This is a genomic window from Desulfobulbus oralis, assembly GCF_002952055.1.
Lineage (GTDB): Bacteria > Desulfobacterota > Desulfobulbia > Desulfobulbales > Desulfobulbaceae > Desulfobulbus > Desulfobulbus oralis.
In genome coordinates this window covers 1,119,886-1,137,167 of sequence record NZ_CP021255.1, presented here as the reverse complement: position 1 = coordinate 1,137,167, position 17,282 = coordinate 1,119,886, and the positions used below count along the sequence as shown (strand labels likewise).

Genomic DNA, 17,282 nt, shown 5'->3' with positions numbered 1-17,282 from the left:
CACCGTGACCCCAACCCTGATTTTCAATTCCAACAACCTGGGAGGCATCGGCAGCGCGTTGGGGGCATGCTGGGTTCTGTCGGCGCGGCGATTGGCAGCAGCATGGAGGTAAAAGGCGGTCAGAGCATGCTCGCCCTGGTTGACAACCGCTCCGGCGTACAGGTTGCCGTGGCCGAGGGCAGCAGCAGCGGCATGGATATTGGCGGTCTCATGGGTCTCCTGGGCGGGAGAGGCGGCGGCGCATTGGGCGCCTATACCAGAACCCCTGAGGGCAAAGTGGTGGTTGCCTCCATGGCCGACGCCTTCAACAATCTGGTGGTGGCCGTCAAAAACTACCAGGCACAGGAAGCCACCGGCCCCCATGGCATGGGCACCGGCGGCAAGCTCAAGGTCAACTGAAGCGGCTGCCGCGCTTTCGTCCTCAAAAACGGCTGGACCTGCTGATGCATCGGCAGGCTGAAACCTCAATGCAAAAAACCGGAGTCCCGGGCAGGGACTCCGGCCTGACGCGCCGGCTCCTTGGCGCTCGGTCTCAATCCTGCACTTCGCCGCGGTCGCGGTAGGGATTCAGGGTCAGCACAGGGCAATGCGCTGTTTTGACCACCTTTTCAGCCACGCTGCCAAACATGATGCGCTCCAGACCCTTGTAGCCGTGGGTGCCCATGACGATGAGCTGCACTTTTTTCTGCTCGGCATACTTCACCACCTCTTCGCCGACATCGCCGGACAGCACCTTGCTGCTCACAGCGGAAATCCCGGCTTCGTCGCACAGTCCCTTATGCTGGGCAATGAAGGACTCCATCTTCTGCTGGGCCGAAGCGTACAGTTCCTCCTCCAGATTGGGCAAGTTAATCGGCGGCACAAAAAAGCCGGTGTAATCCTCAAAGTTCTGTACCACGAAAACCACATGCAGCTCTGCCTTGAAGGTTTTGGCCAGAAAAACCGCCGCCTTGAAAACGGTGTCCGCGTTTTCGGAGAAATCGATGGGCGTCAGGACGCTGTTGACCGATTGCATGGTAAACCTCCTTGTATTGGGGGGACGGGATGGACGCTGAACGCGTATGGTGCAGATATACCACAAAAGGGCCGGAGCGAAAAGCCGGGAATCCGCCCCTCCCTGTCGGTCCGGCCAGGCATTTCCGGATGACAAGCTGGAACGGCGCGGTTATTTTGCAGGCCTGTCTGGCGAATGCAGGGGCACAGGGCCGCAGCCTTGATTCAACAGCTGCAGGTGGCTTCGCTCAGGCCATGCTCATATCGGTCAAGGACTGGCCATCATGGATTTCATACCCAAATGGATTGCCTGGGAAATCACCAGGCGCTGCAATTTCAGTTGCGTGCACTGCCGCTCAGCCTCGGCAATGGAGGTGCAGGGGCATCCCGATTTTGATCTGCACGAGGCCCGACGTCTTCTTGAGGACATCAGCAGTTACGCCGATCCGGTCATGGTGCTCTCCGGCGGGGAGCCCCTTTTGCGACCCGACGTGTTCGACATTGCGGCCTGCGGTACGGAACTGGGCCTGCGCATGTGCCTGGCCTCGAACGGCTCGCTGGTCACCGGGGCGGTTTGCCGCGAGCTGAAGGCCAGCGGCATCAAAATGGTGGCGCTCAGCCTGGACGGGGCCAGCCCCGGGGTACACGACGATTTTCGCCGCCAGGACGGCGCATTCGAAGGAGTCATGCGGGCCACGGCGCTCCTGCGGGAGCATGGCATCCCCTTCCTCATCAATTCCTCGTTCACCAAACGCAACGAGGCAGAGGCCAGGAAGCTGTATCCGCTCGTCAAAAAACTGGGCGCCACCGCCTGGTACATCTTCATGATCGTACCCACGGGACGGGGCGAGGAAATCATGGGCGAGCTGATCCCCAAAGAGGCCTATGAAAACATGCTGAACTGGCACTATGATCTGGAAAAGAGCGAGACCGAACTCCTCATGCGGCCCACCTGCGCGCCCCAGTATTACCGGCTGGTTTTGCAGCGGGCCAAGGCTGAAGGCAAGGTCTTCAGGCGCCGGAGTCTGAAATTTTCCACCGGCGGGTCCAAGGGCTGCCTCGCGGGTCAGCTCATCTGCCTGATCGATGTGGACGGCAACGTGCTGCCGTGCAGCTATTTCCCGAAATCAGCAGGCAATGTGCGGCAACAGGCATTCCGGGAGATCTGGGAACAGGCGCCGCTCTTGCAGGAACTCCGCAATTTTGCCGAATATAAGGGCAAGTGCGGCCCCTGCGAATACCTGAAGGTCTGCGGCGGCTGCCGGGCGCGGGCCTATGCCATGAGCGGCGACTATCTGGAGGCCGAACCCTTCTGCGCCTACCAGCCCAGACGCGGCCTGGCAGGCAGCATCGATGCAGGGCCGGAACGGGACAAGTGAGGCTTTGACATCGCCGCGCTGCCCCCGGTACAATAGCGAATTTGGGATAACAGCAAAATTTCTCCACCCTGATCAGCTTCATGAACAACAGCTTCCTTTCGGCCTGCAAGGGCCAGAACACCGGCCGGATTCCGGTCTGGTTCATGCGTCAGGCCGGCCGTTACCTGCCGGAATACCAGCGGGTGCGGCGGCGGCACAGCTTTCTGGAGCTGTGCAAGCGGCCCGATCTCTGCGCCGAGGTCTCGCTGCAGCCAGTGGAAATTCTCCACGTGGACGCAGCCATTCTGTTCTCCGACATTCTGATTCCCATGGAAGCCATGGGCCTTGCGCTGGAATTTCGCAAGGGCGCGGGCCCGGTCTTTCCCGAGCCGGTGCGTGACCAGCGGGCCCTGGCGCGCCTGCGCATCCCGGAGCCCGAGGCAGACATGCCTTTCGTGCTGGAGACCATCCGGCTGCTGCGACAGCAGCTGACCGTGCCCCTGATCGGCTTTGCCGGCGCGCCCTTTACCCTGGCCACCTATGTCATCGAAGGCAGGAGTTCCCGGAATTTTCTGCTGACCAAGAAGATGATGTATCGGGAGCCTGCGCTTTATCACGAAATCCTGAAGAAAATCACGGCCTGCACCGCGAAATATCTGACCGCGCAGGCCAGGGCCGGGGCCCAGGCCCTGCAGCTCTTCGATACCTGGGCCGGGGCGCTCGCGCCGGAGGACTATGCGGTCTTTGCCCTGCCCTATGTGCGCGAAGTGCTGGCCGAACTGCGCAGGCATACCGATATTCCCCTGATCTACTTTGCCAACCATGGGGCCACGCTCCTGCCCACAACCAGCCACCTGGACGCCGACGTTCTGGGCATCGACTGGCATGTGCCGCTGGCCACGGCCATCAGCCTGGTCAACGCAGCCGAAAAACCGCTCGCGGTGCAGGGCAATCTCGACCCACTGGCCCTCTTTCTGCCGGCAAGGCAACTCGAAACCCGCATTAGGGCCATGCTGGATGCGGCCCGGGCGGCCCACGGCTATATCTTCAATCTGGGCCATGGCGTGGTGCCGGAAACTGACCCGGAAAGCGTCAGGCTCGCAGTGGACATCGTGCACAACTACCAGAGACCGGTGCAGTGAGCGCAAGGGCCCGCGTACCGGGTTTGGCCGAGTGCATCCGGCTCACGTACAAGTATGGGATGCTGGACAATATCCGCTGGCATTCGCTGGTGGTGGCGCGTCTGGCCGTCACCCTGCACGCAGGGCTTCTGGCCATGCAGCCGGGCCGCGTGCAGGCGGACATGGGCCTGGTCATGGCAGGCGCTCTGCTGCACGACATCGCCAAGACGCCGTGTCTGGCCGGCAACTGCCACCACGCCGAGCTGGGGGCGGAGATCTGTCTGGCGGAAGGCTTCCCTGAAGTGGCCTATATCGTGGGCCAGCATGTCCGCCTGGACCCTTTTGACGAGGCCGGCTACGAAGACGGCTATTTCGGCCCACGCGAGCTGGTGCACTATGCCGACAAGCGGGTGCGGCACCACAGCATCGTGTCTCTGGATGAGCGGCTGGACTATGTGCTGCAGCGCTACGGCGAGCACGATGCCGCGCGTTGCCGGTCTCTTGAAAAGCATTTCGGGCAGTGCCGTCTTCTGGAACGGCTGCTCTTCCGCTGGCTGCCCTTCCCGCCCGAGGCCCTGGGCGTCAGCTGATTTCATCCACCAACACACGCGGAGTGTATCATGCAGATTGCCTTTCACGGCGCGGCCCGCAACGTCACCGGTTCCTGCCATCTGATCGAATGCAGCGGCAGGCGCATCCTTTTGGATTGCGGTCTCTATCAGGGCATGAACGGTTCGGCGGCCAATCAGGCCGAACACTTTGGCTTTGATCCGGCTGCCGTGGACTTCCTCATCCTGAGCCATGCCCATCTGGACCACTGTGGCCGCATTCCGCTCCTGGTGAAAAACGGGTTCCGGGGCCGCATTCTGTGCTCATCCGCCACCCGCGAACTGGCCAAGCTGGTCATGCTGGATTCGGCGCACATCCAGGAAGAGGATGCGAGATACCAGAACTACAAGGCCAACAAACACAAAAAGCGCTTCACCGCCGTGGAGCCGCTCTACACCACTGTGGATGCCCTGGCCGCGCTGGATTTCTTCATGGATCTGCCCCGCTGGGAACAGCCCTACGAGCTGGCGCCTGGCCTGAGCGTCACGCTCTACGATGCGGGGCATATTCTGGGCTCGGCCTGTATCCTGCTGGATCTGGAAGAAAATGGCGAAAGGCGGCGCGTGCTCTTCTCGGGCGATCTGGGCTCGGACGGCCGGGCCATTCTGCCCAATCCGGCCAGGCCGCCCAGGGTGGACACGGTCATCATGGAAAGCACCTACGGCGACCGGGAGCACAAGGATTTGCAGTCCTCGGTGGCTGAACTCTACGGGGTCATCAACGAGACCATCGCAGGCCAGGGCAATGTGCTCATCCCCAGTTTCGCCCTGGAGCGCAGCCAGGAAATCATCTACTATCTTCGAGAGGGCATGGAGCAGGGCCGGCTGCCGGCAGGCCTTCGGGTCTATCTCGACTCGCCCATGGCCATCTCTGCCACCGAAATTTTCCGCCGGCATCAGGAATGCTTTGACGAAGAGACCTGGAAGGTGCTGATGAGCGGCCGCGACCCCCTGAGCCTGCCCGGCCTGGTGTTTACCAAGGGCAATGCCGATTCCATGGCGCTCAAGAATGTGGAAGGCGCGGTCATCATGGCCGGCTCCGGCATGGCGACGGGCGGCCGCATTCTGCACCATCTGCGCAACCACCTGTGGAAAAAGACAAGCGCGCTGGTCTTCGTGGGTTTTGCCGCCAAAGGCACGCTGGCCCGCGCCATCATCGACGGTGCCGATGAGGTGCGCGTCTTTCAGGAGCAGATCGCGGTCAACGCGAGCGTGCACACCATCAACGGCTTCTCCGCCCACGCTGACCAGAAGGAGCTGCTGGCCTGGCATCGGGAAAGCGGCGCCAAACGCACTTTCCTGGTTCACGGCGAGGAAAAGGCCATGCAGAGCTTTGCCGGCCTGCTGCAGGATACCCAGGTGGTGATGCCCGAGCTGCACGAGAGCTACCCGCTGTGAGCACAGAGCCTGTCCTGTGAACAGGGCCCGGAGCGCCGGACGGCGTTTCGGGCCGTTCAGCCGCTCTCATCCTCCAGGGGCCTGTCTCTGAGGGCGCGCCTGCTCCGCCAATCCGGCATGTGGCGGTCGAGAATCGCGTAGAAACGGGGACTGTGATTGGGTTCCAGCAAATGGGCCATTTCGTGCAGCACCACGTATTCCAGAGCCTCCCTGCGCCGCTTGGCCAGTTCCAGGGCCAGGCGGATGCGGCCTGTGGCGGGGGTGCAACTGCCCCAGCGGCTCTGCATCCTGCGGATGCCGAGGCCAGTGACCTGCACGCCCAAAAGCGGCGACCACTGGGCAAGCAGGGCCGAAGCGTGGATCCTGAGCTGCCGGGCGTAGCACTGCTCCAGCATGCGCTGTTTAAGGGCCGGGGCGCTGTCCGCGGGCAGCAAAAGCACAATCTGCCGGGCCCTGGGCTCCACCCGGAAACCGGGCGAGGCCATGCGCTCCAGCTTCAGACGAAAACGCCGCCCCCAAAGCCAGCATTCCGCGCCGTCTTCATAGGCAAGCGGTCTGGCCCAGAGGTCCGGCACGGCCTGCAGTCTGCGCGCCCGTTCCAGGCAGCGGCGCAGCCAGTCCAGCCTGCTTGCGGCAAAGGCCCGCGCCTCGCCCAGGCTCGCGGCCGCCGGCATGCTCATGGCGACCGTGCCGTCCCTGATCCTGACCTTCAGGTTGAAATTTTTCACCGTCTTGCGCGTGACGGCAATGCTGATTTCCGCAATCCGGATATTTTCCATGTCGACCGGCCTCAAAAGGAGCGAAGCACCCAAACCCGCCTAGCCTCTTTTGGCCGTTCATGCCCAAAAATGCAAGGTCCAGGCGCAGGCAGCGCCAGACGTTTCAGATGAAGGCGCCTGAACCCTTCCCCGGCCTTTACGGAACCGCCCCAAGGGGCTAGTATGGCCGCTTTTGGCGATTTCTCCATTCCCGCGCAATCTTCGCATTCTTCGTCATGCAGCCAAACCACGATACCCGCATCAGAAAAAGCAGAACCTTCGCCTTTGCCGCCACCTGCGCCACCGGGCTGGAAAAGCTGGTGGCCCAGGAAATGAGCCAGTGCGGTGCGGAAAACCCGCGCGTGAGCCCCGGCGCCATCACCTGGACGGCCGCCTCGCTGGCCAGCGCTTACCGCGCCTGCCTGTGGTCGCGCTTTGCCTCCCGTATCCTCCTGGAGCTGGCCCGCTTTGACGCGACCAATACCGACGCCCTCTACGCGCACGCCGGCGAAGTGCTGTGGGATGAACACCTGAGCCTGGGCAAAACCTTTGCCGTGTCCTGCACGCTCGTCAACTCGGCCATCGACCATTCGCAGTTTGCCGCGCTGCGCGTGAAGGACGCCATTGTGGACCAGTTCCGGCGGCGTTTCGGCAGGCGCCCCAATGTGGACACCCTGAACCCCAGCGTGCGCCTGCACCTGCACATTCAGGGCAGCTCCGCCAGGCTTTCTCTGGATCTGTCCGGAGACAGCCTGCACCGCCGCGGCTATCGCCAGGACACCGGTGCAGCGCCGCTGAAGGAGACCCTCGCGGCCGCGCTGGTTCGGCTTTCCGGCTGGCTGGACCATGTGGATGCGGAACCCGTTCTGCTCGATCCCATGTGCGGCGGCGGCACGATCCTCATCGAGGCCGCGCTGATGCTCATGGGCAGCGCACCGGGCCTGACCCGCAAACGCTTCGGCTTCATGGGCTGGAACCGGCACGACGCCAGCCTCTGGGAACATCTGGTGGCCGAGGCGCTGGAAAAGGAGGGCACAGGCGGTGCGGACAAGATGCCGCAGTTCATCGGCTACGACGCCGATCCGCGGGCCGTGGCCGCAGCCAGGAAAAACGTGATTGCCGCCGGCCTGAGAGACCTCATTGTCATCCACCAGCGCGAACTGGCCAGACTGCAAAGTCCCGCCCGCGCCGGCTGCCTCATCACCAATCCGCCCTACGGCGAACGGCTCTCGGACAGGGAAAGCGCCCGCTACCTCTACCGTGCCCTGGGCCGCTGCTATCGGGAAAGATTTCCGGGCTGGCGACTGGCCTTTTTCACCGCCAACCCCGAATTTGCCGATGTGCCGGCAGTCCTCTGGGAGCAGGAGCACCAGCTCTTCAACGGCCCGCTCAAATGCCGGCTGTTGGTGGGCCACGAAAGCCGGCCCGCCCTGCCGGAGAAGACCGGCGCCGTGGCCATCTGGCAGCCCAGGGCACTGGCACCCGGCAGCGCGGGCGAGGATTTTGCCAATCGCCTGCGCAAGAATTTTGCCGCCCTCTCGGACTGGCTGGAGCGCGAGCAGGTGAGCTGTTTCCGGCTCTACGACGCCGATCTGCCGGATTTCAACTTTGCGGTGGACTGCTACGAGGAGTGGATTCAGGTGCAGGAATACGGCGCGCCCGCAGGCATTGACGAGAACAGGGCCCTGGAGCGACGGCAAACGGCGATTGCGGTTCTGCGCGAAGTCATGGGCGCGAAACGGGACCAGATCTTCATCAAGACCCGCAGGCGTCAGAAAGGCCCGGGCCAGTACCAGAGGCAGCACGACAAGCCGGGCCGCCTCTTTGAGGTGCGGGAGGGCGGCGGCCGCTTTCTGGTCAACTTTACCGACTACCTGGACACCGGTCTGTTTCTGGATCACCGGCCCATCCGTTGCCGCATCCGCGAGCTGGCGGCAGGCAGGAGCTTTCTGAATCTCTTCGGCTATACCGGCACAGCCACGGTCTTTGCCGCGCTGGGCGGGGCCAGCGCCACCACCACGGTGGATGCCTCGGAAAGCTATCTGGCGCGGGCCGCGGCCAATCTGGCCCTGAACGGTCTGGGCGGACCGCTGCACCAACTGGTGCAGGCCGACTGCCTGAGCTGGCTCAGGGAAAGCCAGGAGCAATACGGTCTGATCTTTGGGGATCCGCCCACCTTTTCCAACAGCAAGAGCAAGCTGCCGGAGAGCAGGGCGGACAGCAGGGGCGGACAGTGGCAAAACGGCAAAAGCAGCGGCAAATGGGCAGACCGGGACGCAAAAGGCGGCCGGTGGAGCGGAAAGGACGGACGGCCCGGCAAGTGGGACAGGGGCCCGGCCGGCAAAGGAGAGAGGCCGGGGCAGTTCCGGACGGAAGAGCGCGACGCCGGGCGCGAAACCCGCGCCACCTTTGACATCCAGCGCGACCACGGCAAGCTCCTGCATCTGGCGATGCAGCATCTCAGTCCTGGCGGGCTGCTCATCTTCTCCACCAATTTCCGCAAATTCGAGCTGGAAGCGCGCATAGCCCAAGAGGCGCTCGTAGAAGAAATCAGCGCTGCCACCATCCCGCCCGACTTCAGAAGAAACCCGCGCATTCACCGGGTCTGGGAATTCCGGCAGAAGTAAAACGACAAGCAATACAAAAAACCGCGGGACCGGAAGTCCAGCCACCCGGCCCTGCGGCCCAATGCCTGTACAAGCGGAGCTTGGGCCTGCGCGTGTACTTTTGCAGGCCGCATTCGTCCTGGCAGCGCGGCACCAACGAAAACGGTCATGGTCTGCTGCGACAGGACTTCCCAAGGGGCAGCAGCTTGCACACGATCACGGAAGCAATGCTCGGGTGGGCAGCTCACCGCTGAATAAGCGAGGCAAAAATTGTTTAAGCTACCAGAGTCTCACTGCAGTTTTTAGCCTTGCCCCCTCACTGGGGCACTTGCAAACTGAATGCAGCATTTTTAAAGCATCCAGAAAAAGTGAAATATTAACAATATATGCTTGATACCATGTTGTCATTCTATGGATCCTGGTTGAGCAGTGCTCCGCATGTGAAGCACACAGCGAACGCTAACTACATTGAGCATTAGCACGAAAGCAACATAGAAAATTGAAACCAGTTCTAAGCCGCTCACCATTCCTGAGTCGAGCAAGCCCACAGACCACAGTACAAGAATGAATGCAGCCGACCATTTCGATAACAAGAGGAGCTTGGATTTAGGTGAAAACCATGCGCCAACCAGGAAAGCGGCACTCGATATACCGTAAAGCAGAGCAATGGTGCCCATGAAAAGGACAAGGAAGTCATCCGGGGCACCCTTGAGGCAGGAAAAACCCAGCCAACAAAACAAGCCCGAGACCATAAGGCTAAAAATCGAAAGGACTGTTGCAAGAGCTTTCATTTGTGCGGGACACCCAAGGTCGAGTTCAGCGGTGAAGTCAACGATCCCGGTGTACTGGCTTACTATAATAAATATTTTCAAGCCAAACCCAGATCATCAATTATATGTGAATCTGGTGTGATTAAAACTTGATTTATATAAAACATTTCTGCTATGAGATTTTTTATTTCTTCATATACTTCATCTTTCTCCCATACCTTGATACCCCTAGTTGTGATATAGGGTATAAGATCTTTTACGGTAGAACAAGTATCTGGAATTTTATTTCTCAACGGTGTAAGAAGCCAAGAAAAAATCCATGATGTTGTAAATGCGGCAAGAATAGCCAGCCATGATGCTTCCCATGGCAAGAGATATAAGATGAGAGTAAGCACGAGTAATGGACAAAAGTAAAGAAAAATGAACTTTGGCCACAGACTCAACTCCAGCTCAATGTTATTTGGATCGTTGGTTATGGTTTTAATCAACGATCTCCACATTTTCAATCTTCTCCTTTTTGGGACTATGTCATTTAATTTAGTATCAGGTTTAAATTCACTTCGCGATAATTTGTATTCAAAGATGAGATACTGTCTTAGGATATAAAATCCCTTTTGTGTAGGGCATGGGTCATATGCATCCTTTTTTAATCTTTTATAGACCACCTCTGCAAGTTTCCCTACGGTATCAGCATGATAAATCTCAGATTCATTAATGGAAATTTCGAATTTCTTCTCAATCTCTACGATTAGTTCAATATAATCGAGTCCCATTTTCTTTAATTATTATGATAAGATAAGTTGACCGCCGCTGGGCTTAAATATTGACACAGCGTGCTTTCCGGGGTTGACTTGATCGACTGGTTAGCTCTTCTCCGCCTTTTCATCTTCTTCGAGACATCTGTAGTGCGATAGCTCGATATCGAGGCCCGAAGTTGCGGCAGCCTGAATGAAGGTTGCCGGCAGGCAATCAGAGTAGACCACATACTCATCACGTACCTCAATCCCAAAGTCGAGTACCGCGTATTCGACTCCTGGGAATTCTGTCATGGCCTTCAGGGATGCACCATGCTTTTCGAGGAATGCCGTTGCGTCTTCAATTTGTAGGTCAAATTCGTCAAGGTCTGCGCCGCTGATCTCGAACGCTGCGCCACTGTCGACAGACACTTTCTTCCTGATTTCGTCTACGCTGCCTTTGCACCAGATGCGGTATGGCGCGAAGGGCAGTTGTCTGAGCAGAGGACCAATTTCCAGATTTTTGCCGCTAACCCTAAGAATGCATGACATTTTTATTTCCTCTGCGGGCTAACGCCGCAAATCAGCGGCGACAAAAGCAGCGCACAGCGACGCTCTGTAGCACCCGAGTGAATTTGCTTTGTCAGATTTATTTTATTCCAAAATTTATTTCAAAATCAAAATTAACAATATATACATTTCAAGGAAGCAGCCTGAACGATTTGTTACATATTTTATTAACTCATTATCGTGACAGAAAAACTACTTACGCTATATTCCTGGAAATTTACTTTAATGCGTTGATAATTCTGGGATTATTAATCAATTCTTCTAAAGACTTCTTATATATTCTTGGAACTTCTGATTTTGATAGTCCTATCGGTTCTTTGAAAATACTTCCAGAAGCATTAATTTCTTCCTTATTTTTTGCCTCTGCAATAATTTCACCTTTTGATGAAATTACCTTCAATAATAATTCGTAAGATACATTAAAATTCATAAACACATCACTTTCCCATTTTTTAATAAGAACAATAATATTCTTATCTTGACCTTGTGCAATTATTCTTTTAATGGATTCTTCTTCTGTTAATTCAGGGGTAAGGATTACTTGTTTGACATTGTATCCTTTATCCGCTAACGATAAACATATTGATTTGCTAATGTTATCAGAAAATGGCAACCCATTATTGGTGGTTGCGTTAAATGGATTGCCAAAACCACCTCTTACCATGCCTATGTATGTAACAGGACTGGTTTTTTCGATGACATATGGTCGTTGATCCAAAGCACCAACGGAAACCGTAGAACTCCCAGTAGAGGTAAATTGAATTTTACTATCTTCAATCTTGTATTTATTACCAACAGCACATCCTGATAAATATAATGAACAAACAACTATCAGTACTGAATAAGAGTTTGACTTTTTCTGCATCATTTTTCCTCCAGTGTTTAACGATGTCAAGGTTAGCTGTCTTTGATAGCATCTTTATGCTGAACAAATTTACAATTTTTTCAAATAAAGCTACAAATATAGTAAGTTAATAATGTCGACCCGGTAAAGGCGGATGGCGTGGCTTCCTGAACGCTGCCTCAATCCCGAAGATATTATAGGCAATATGACAAAGACAAAAAACAAATTTCTGCCCTCTCTCGGTGTGCCTGTGCTTTTCCGAGATGGCGGAAGGCATTGCGCAACGGCAAAGGCCTCGGCGCCCGGCAAGGGCAATCCCGTGCATGATAAGTTTCATGCCCAGAAAACAGCGCATGGCAGCCGTGTTGCGTACCCGGACATGCAATGAGGTAGCGGGGAATGCTGCATGGACTGCGTCAGGCGCTTCGACGCAGGTCGAGCGACACATCTGTGACCATGCCAGGGCGGTGATGTTGCAACGCTCTGGAATAGCTGGCAATGGAGGGCAAGCTTGCCGCAAGCGGCAGACTTTATCTCCCGGAACGGCTGGCATTTTCGATGGGCCTTTTCTATAGTGCAGGCCTTTTGGCGCCTCTGGCGCCGCACCCACAAACTGCACAGGGAGGTCGCATTTCTGCGGAAAAGCACATGAGCGAAGACTACAGAAGCATAGCCCGCGAACGGATGAAGGGCCATTGCCGGGTTTGCCCGGCCTGCAACGGCCGCGCCTGCGTGGGCGAGGTGCCGGGCATGGGCGGTCTGGGCACGGGCAGCACGTTCCAGAACAACTATGAGGCGCTGGCCCAGGTAACGCTGAACATGACAGCCCTGCACGACGTGAAGGTCCCGGACACGGGCGTCACGATTCTGGGCATGAACCTGAAAGTGCCGGCTCTGGCAGCCCCCATCGGCGGGGTGTCCTTCAACATGACGGCCGCAGTGAGCGAAGACGACTACATCGAGGCAGTGCTGGGCGGCTGCGAGGCTGCGGGCACGGTCGGCTGCAGCGGCGACGGCGTGCCGCCCTTTATCATCGATGCCGCGGAAAAAGGCCTGAAATCCCACCCGGGCATCCCCTTCGTCAAGCCCTGGGAAGGCGCGGAGCTGTTCGAAAAAATCGACCGCATGATGGCCTGCAAGCCGCTGGCTCTGGGCATGGATGTGGATGCCGCCGGACTGGTGAGCCTGCGCGAGATGGGCCGGCCGGTCGCGCCCATGACCGTGCATGAACTCACCCGGGTGATCGAGCACGTGCACAGGCAGGACTGCGCCTTCATCGTCAAGGGCATCATGACACCCCGGGATGCGGAAAAGGCCGTCGCAGCCGGTGCGGACGCCATTGTGGTGTCCAACCACGGCGGGCGCATTCTGGATCACTGCCCGGGCACGGCCGATGTGTTGCCGCGCATTGCAGCGGCGCTACGCGGCCGGGTGCCTATCATCGTGGACGGCGGAGTGCGCAGCGGCGTGGATGTCCTGAAGATGCTGGCTTTGGGTGCGGATGCGGTCTTCATCGGCCGGCCGGTCTGCGTGGCGGCCATTGGCGGCGGGCTGGACGGGGTCAGGATCTACTTTGAAGGCATCAGGACGCAGCTTGCCCAGGCCATGCTGCTCACCGGCGTCGGCACGGTGGGCGACATCAACCCGGAGCTGCTGTTCCAGGGCTGATTGGCAGCCGTAGCTCCTGAAAAACGCCTGAAAAAAGACCGCCACCTGACCCGGGCGGTCTTTTCCGTACATGCTTTCCGCTGTTACATCCGGCTAAACAGCTCGCGGGCGCGGGCCGGGGTCATGTGGTTGCGCCAATCCTTGCCCAGGCAGTTTTCCCAGAGCGGTTCCAGGCCCAGGGCCACCTTGACCATGGTGTCCATGTCCTGATCGCTCAGGCCCCGGGTGAGCTGCTGCGGCAGAGGCACCTCCTGCCGCGTCATCATCTCGCGAAACTCGCGCACGCCTTCCGGATAGATGTCGTCCAGCACATTGAAGGCGATGCAACAGCCCACACCGTGGTGCGTCCCCAGGACAAAGGACAGACCGTAGGACAGGGCGTGGCAGGCGCCGACCTGGGAATAGGCGATGCTCATGCCGCCGAAATAGGAGGCCATCATCAGCCTGTCGGCGCTGTCCTCGTGCTCCTCCAGAAAAACCTGGCGGCACAGTTCCAGAGACTTCTCGCCGTACGCCTTGCTGAAGGCGTTCAGGTAGGTGCCGTGCAGCGACTCGATGTCGTGGATGTAGCAGTCCATGCCGGTGTAAAACCACTGATTTTTCGGTGCGCCCGCAGTGAGTTCCGGATCGAGCAGGACCTGATCGAACAGCGTGTAGTCCGAGTTGAGGCCCAGTTTCTTTTCCGGCCCGGTCAGCACGGCGGTACGGGAAATTTCTGCGCCCGTGCCGGCCAGCGTGGGCACGGCCACGTGATAGACCGCCGGATTCCTGATAAGGTCCCAGCCCTGGTAGTCCACGGAGGAACCGGGGTTGGTGAGCATCAGGGCCACGGCCTTGGCCAGATCCATGCTGGAACCGCCGCCGATACCGATAACGCCACAGGCTTTGGCTGTGTGCGCCTTGACCTGAGCCGTGAGCGCATCCACGTATTTGGTCTTGGGTTCGTCATCCACATTGACCGGGATGACCAGGTCATGCTCCGCCACCGGCAGCCGGGATTCCAGGGGCTTGCCCGAAAAGACCCGGTCCATGATGAAAACCATGCTGCCGCCGGAGCTGCGTTTGGGTTTCAGAATGTCGCCAAGCTGATTGAATGCCCCGCGGCCAAAGATGATGTTGGGAACGATTCTAAAATTTCTGTACATGAGCGTGTCCGTTGCAAAAAATGAAAAGAGCCGCCTGCCAGCAGCAGCATGCGGCGACAAAGCGGCGAACTATAGATGCCTGACCGGTAAAAGGCAACCGGAAGCCGCATTGCCCGGATACAGGGCCGGGGCGCCCTGTATCCATATTCCGGTTCAGGGCGATTTGATCTGCTCTATCCAGGCCCGGGGGCCGAGCGCCGTGCAGGACAGGGTGGCGGCTCGGCTCGCCATCTCGAGCGCGTTTTTGAAATCGCGCTCGAGGATGTAGTGGCAGAAGGCGCCGTGCAGAATGTCTCCCGCGCCCAGGCTGTCCAGCACCCGCACCCTGGCAATCGGGATCTCCGAAATGACGCCGTCTTCATAGGCCAAAACAGGCTTCTCCCCGCGGGTCACGGCAATATGCCCGACGCCGAAGCTGTGCAGGGCGGCAAACATTTCGCCCACATTGTTGCACTTGGGCAGGCGGAAGGCCCGGGAGGCAATCAGATAATCGACAAGCGGCAGCAGCGGTTGCATGCCTTCCCGCCATACGCCGGCATCCAGCACCACCGGAATGCCGCGCTCCCTGGCCATACTGGCCGCTTCCAGGGCCTGGGGCATATAGGCGCCGTCCAGCAGCACCACCTCCACATCGTGGAAAATCGCCTCCCCCAGATCCAGGGAGCGCAGCTTGCGCGCATAGGTGGTGGCATAGGCCACACTGTAGACGTGGGACTCCAGATCCACCAGCACCACGCCGACCGAGGGCGGCCGGTGGGGCAGGGAATCCAGATCGATCAAGGCCACCGCCCGGTCCATGATGTCGGCACGCGCGACTTCGCTCAGGGGGTGCTCGCCCAACCCGGTGACCAGACTGGAAACATTGTCGAAAGCCGAAAAGGCGATGGCCGCATTGGTGGCCGTGCCGCCGGCAAAGGCCACCTGCCGTTCCGCCCTCATCCGCTGGCCGGGCTTCAGGGCATGGGGAAGATAGTAGACCAGTTCAACGCTGCACTGTCCCACAAAAAGACCGTTATGGGCACGCATATAACGCTCCATGCTTCAACTGAAATGGAAGAAATCCGCATTGCGACGAGACGGGTGGAAATGTACCCTTTCCAGGCGGAAGGCGCAAGCACCGCGGCAGCCCCGGCTTGCACCAGTCACTTTCTTCATCGCCAGGAGGCGCAACATGAAAAAAACATTGCCAGATGCCCTCCCTCTGGGAGCGGAAGCGCCGGACTTTGCCCTGCCCGATGCGACAAGCGGCAAAGTGGTGCGGCTGGCCGCGTGCCGGGGCCCAGCCGGTTTGTTACTGCTCTTTCTCTGCAACCGCTGTCCGCTGGTGCGGCTGATTCGCCGGGAACTGGCGATGCTGTGCCGGGAATACGGAGCCAGGGGCATCGGGGCGGTGGCCATCAATGCCAATTCCGGTACGCGGCCCGAGGAAAGCCGGGCCGCCACCAGCGCGGTGGCGGCAGACTGGGAGCTGCCCTTTTGCTACCTCTACGATGCAGGCCGGCATACGGCCAGGGCCTATGGCGCTGTGTGCACGCCGGATATTTTTCTCTTCGACGCTTCAGGCCGCCTCTTCTATCACGGCGCCTTTGACGAGGCCCGGCCAAACAGGCGGATTCCGGTGAGCGGCCGCTTGCTGCGAGAGGCCCTGAAGGCGCTGCTGGCCGGCTCGCCGCCACCGCCTGACCAGAAGCCCAGTGTGGGCTGCCCCATCACATGGCAGGCAGAAAACGGGATCGCGGGATCGTAAAGGGCGCCTTGCCCGAGTCCCCCTCCCCGGCAGGCCCACAGTTGGCCAAGACCTGCCCCGCTTGCCGCCGACCTGAGCATGGCATTCGTCCCGGGTGCCGCAGCAGGCCTAAGGCCTGCCACCCAGCGCTTCGCCGATTTCCCGCTGAATCTCCGCCACAGCGGCCAGCGGATCGGGGGCACGGCTGATGGGCCGGCCGATGACCACATAGTCCGCGCCATCGCTGATGGCCGCTCTGGCCGTGGCCACCCGCTTCTGGTCGTCGTTTTGAATCACGTCGATGTTGGCGCCGGGCCGGATGCCGGGCGTAACGACAATGAAATTCCGGTCAAGCCCGCTCAGGACCCTGGCCTCGCGGGCCGAGGCGACTACGCCGTCGCAATGCAGGTCCAGCGCCTTGCGCGCCCGCATGAGGACCAGATCCTCCACCCTGCCCTGCATGCCCATGGCCCGCATGTCGGTCTCGTCGAAACTGGTGAGCACGGTCACCGCCAGAATTTTCAAATCATCGCCGCGGCTGGCCACCGCAGCCCGGATGATGGGGTCATTGCCGTGGACGGTGGCAAAGGTCACATGCCGGTCCCGCAACTGTGCCACCGCCAGGGCAACCGTCTCCGGAATGTCAAAAAACTTGAGATCCACCATGACCTTGTTGCCCCGGTCGGTGATGTAGTCGATGATTGGCCACCAGCCGGCAAGAAACAGTTGCAGTCCTACCTTGAAAAATCTGACCTGTCCATCCAGACGGTCAACCCAGGCTCTGGCCTCCTGCGGCGTGGAAAAATCAAGGGCGAAAATGATGCGTTCATTCAGGGGAATATCGTGCATGGCTTTTGGAACTCCTGTCTGTTGACCGCCCGGGCGGCTGGGCGGACAGGCCATATTTCCTGTTCAATCTCGTTAACATATCCAGAAAGGGTCAGGCCCGCGGGTGCGAGCCCCCGGCCGGGGCAAGGGCCAGC

Annotated in this window: 17 protein-coding genes and 1 pseudogene; 9 read left to right on the top strand and 9 right to left on the bottom strand. The window is 59.1% G+C overall.

Translation table 11 applies throughout. From position 1 onward, the window contains the following. Positions 1-66 precede the first annotated feature (66 nt). Entirely contained in the window at positions 67-399 is a 333-nt protein-coding gene (locus tag CAY53_RS05035; RefSeq protein WP_104936199.1) for a hypothetical protein, read from the top strand. Positions 400-532: 133 nt separating this feature from the next. Here CAY53_RS05035 and CAY53_RS05030 read toward each other — a convergent pair whose 3' ends face one another. Beyond that, positions 533-1,015, bottom strand: a complete 483-nt coding sequence (locus CAY53_RS05030) for a universal stress protein (RefSeq protein ID WP_104936198.1) — start codon at positions 1,013-1,015, stop codon at positions 533-535. Positions 1,016-1,277: 262 nt separating this feature from the next. On the opposite strand from CAY53_RS05030, the gene CAY53_RS05025 reads away from it, so the two are divergent. The 4 genes from CAY53_RS05025 to CAY53_RS05010 all read left to right on the top strand — a co-directional run bounded on the left by CAY53_RS05025 (position 1,278) and on the right by CAY53_RS05010 (position 5,478). Continuing rightward, positions 1,278-2,372, top strand: coding sequence for a radical SAM/SPASM domain-containing protein (locus tag CAY53_RS05025; protein ID WP_104936197.1), 1,095 nt, complete (start codon positions 1,278-1,280; stop codon positions 2,370-2,372). 80 nt (positions 2,373-2,452) lie between these two features. Continuing rightward, entirely contained in the window at positions 2,453-3,493 is a 1,041-nt protein-coding gene (gene hemE / locus CAY53_RS05020) for a uroporphyrinogen decarboxylase (protein ID WP_104936196.1), read from the top strand. After that, positions 3,490-4,062 (top strand): HDIG domain-containing metalloprotein, encoded by a 573-nt coding sequence (locus CAY53_RS05015; protein ID WP_245874890.1) that lies wholly within the window; start codon positions 3,490-3,492, stop codon positions 4,060-4,062. The genes hemE and CAY53_RS05015 overlap by 4 nt, the downstream gene beginning before the upstream one ends. A 30-nt stretch (positions 4,063-4,092) precedes the next feature. Beyond that, a complete protein-coding gene (locus CAY53_RS05010; RefSeq protein WP_104936194.1) occupies positions 4,093-5,478 on the top strand; it encodes an MBL fold metallo-hydrolase RNA specificity domain-containing protein in 1,386 nt (461 codons plus the stop codon). Positions 5,479-5,534: 56 nt separating this feature from the next. Here the strand turns inward: CAY53_RS05010 and CAY53_RS05005 are convergent, their stop codons facing one another. After that, positions 5,535-6,257 carry a M48 family metallopeptidase gene (locus tag CAY53_RS05005; protein WP_104936193.1) on the bottom strand — a complete coding sequence of 241 codons (723 nt, stop codon included), beginning with the start codon at positions 6,255-6,257 and terminating at the stop codon, positions 5,535-5,537. Positions 6,258-6,472: 215 nt separating this feature from the next. Between CAY53_RS05005 and rlmKL the strand changes: the two genes are divergently transcribed. Beyond that, a complete protein-coding gene (gene rlmKL, locus CAY53_RS05000) occupies positions 6,473-8,863 on the top strand; it encodes a bifunctional 23S rRNA (guanine(2069)-N(7))-methyltransferase RlmK/23S rRNA (guanine(2445)-N(2))-methyltransferase RlmL (RefSeq protein WP_245874889.1) in 2,391 nt (796 codons plus the stop codon). A gap of 71 nt (positions 8,864-8,934) precedes the next feature. Beyond that, positions 8,935-9,051: pseudogene (locus tag CAY53_RS04995) on the top strand (IS30 family transposase); the annotation flags it as partial. Positions 9,052-9,246: 195 nt separating this feature from the next. On the opposite strand, the gene CAY53_RS04990 reads toward CAY53_RS04995, so the two are convergent. The 4 genes from CAY53_RS04990 to CAY53_RS12520 all read right to left on the bottom strand — a co-directional run bounded on the left by CAY53_RS04990 (position 9,247) and on the right by CAY53_RS12520 (position 11,784). Then, positions 9,247-9,714, bottom strand: coding sequence for a hypothetical protein (locus tag CAY53_RS04990; RefSeq protein ID WP_104936192.1), 468 nt, complete (start codon positions 9,712-9,714; stop codon positions 9,247-9,249). Beyond that, on the bottom strand, positions 9,711-10,385 hold the full coding sequence (locus CAY53_RS04985) for a phosphopantetheine-binding protein (protein WP_104936191.1): 675 nt from the start codon (positions 10,383-10,385) through the stop codon (positions 9,711-9,713). Before CAY53_RS04985 ends, CAY53_RS04990 begins: the two co-directional genes overlap by 4 nt. Before the next feature lie 90 nt (positions 10,386-10,475). Further along, on the bottom strand, positions 10,476-10,898 hold the full coding sequence (locus CAY53_RS04980) for a hypothetical protein (RefSeq protein WP_104936190.1): 423 nt from the start codon (positions 10,896-10,898) through the stop codon (positions 10,476-10,478). Positions 10,899-11,133: 235 nt separating this feature from the next. Beyond that, entirely contained in the window at positions 11,134-11,784 is a 651-nt protein-coding gene (locus CAY53_RS12520) for a hypothetical protein (protein ID WP_146106408.1), read from the bottom strand. 624 nt (positions 11,785-12,408) lie between these two features. Here CAY53_RS12520 and CAY53_RS04975 point away from each other — a divergent pair. Continuing rightward, positions 12,409-13,428: an alpha-hydroxy-acid oxidizing protein gene (locus tag CAY53_RS04975; RefSeq protein WP_104937446.1), complete on the top strand. Its 1,020-nt coding sequence runs from the start codon at positions 12,409-12,411 to the stop codon at positions 13,426-13,428. Positions 13,429-13,511: 83 nt separating this feature from the next. Here CAY53_RS04975 and CAY53_RS04970 read toward each other — a convergent pair whose 3' ends face one another. Both CAY53_RS04970 and CAY53_RS04965 read right to left on the bottom strand, forming a co-directional pair. Further along, positions 13,512-14,573 (bottom strand): iron-containing alcohol dehydrogenase family protein, encoded by a 1,062-nt coding sequence (locus CAY53_RS04970; protein ID WP_104936189.1) that lies wholly within the window; start codon positions 14,571-14,573, stop codon positions 13,512-13,514. Between the two features lie 153 nt (positions 14,574-14,726). After that, positions 14,727-15,599 carry a PfkB family carbohydrate kinase gene (locus tag CAY53_RS04965; RefSeq protein ID WP_181040431.1) on the bottom strand — a complete coding sequence of 291 codons (873 nt, stop codon included), beginning with the start codon at positions 15,597-15,599 and terminating at the stop codon, positions 14,727-14,729. A gap of 145 nt (positions 15,600-15,744) precedes the next feature. On the opposite strand from CAY53_RS04965, the gene CAY53_RS04960 reads away from it, so the two are divergent. Beyond that, a complete protein-coding gene (locus CAY53_RS04960) occupies positions 15,745-16,320 on the top strand; it encodes a thioredoxin family protein (RefSeq protein ID WP_104936187.1) in 576 nt (191 codons plus the stop codon). Positions 16,321-16,428: 108 nt separating this feature from the next. On the opposite strand, the gene pyrF is transcribed toward CAY53_RS04960, so the two are convergent. Continuing rightward, positions 16,429-17,148: an orotidine-5'-phosphate decarboxylase gene (gene pyrF / locus CAY53_RS04955; protein WP_104936186.1), complete on the bottom strand. Its 720-nt coding sequence runs from the start codon at positions 17,146-17,148 to the stop codon at positions 16,429-16,431. Between the last annotated feature and the right edge of the window lie 134 nt (positions 17,149-17,282).